Source organism: Adlercreutzia equolifaciens, from assembly GCF_029076695.1.
GTDB lineage: Bacteria > Actinomycetota > Coriobacteriia > Coriobacteriales > Eggerthellaceae > Adlercreutzia > Adlercreutzia equolifaciens_A.
In genome coordinates, this window is the sequence record NZ_JARFIK010000132.1 from 1 (window position 1) to 363 (window position 363).

Here is a 363-nt window from a genome sequence, read left to right on the forward strand (position 1 = left end):
GCAAAAAATTCAGTAGCTAACTTCAAGATCAGAGAGGGCATGCCGATCGGATGCAAAGTTACTTTAAGAGGAGAAAAGATGTATGAGTTTGTTGATCGTCTGATCAACCTTGCACTTCCTCGTGTACGTGACTTCAGAGGAGTAAACCCGAACGCATTTGACGGAAGAGGAAACTATGCACTCGGAATTAAAGAGCAGCTGATTTTCCCGGAGATCGAATACGATAAGATTGACAAAGTCAGAGGTATGGATGTAATTTTTGTTACAACAGCCAAGACTGATGAAGAAGCACGTGAATTATTGACACAGTTCAATATGCCATTCGCAAAGTAAAAAGGAGAGAAATTCATGGCTAAAACATCA

Annotated in this window: 1 protein-coding gene; it reads left to right on the top strand. The window is 40.5% G+C overall.

Features of this window, described 5'->3' with window-relative positions; translation table 11 throughout:
- The coding region (rplE, locus tag PZH32_RS11780) for a 50S ribosomal protein L5 (RefSeq protein ID WP_275208439.1) at positions 1-333 on the top strand (333 nt) is incomplete at its 5' end.
- Positions 334-363 lie beyond the last annotated feature (30 nt).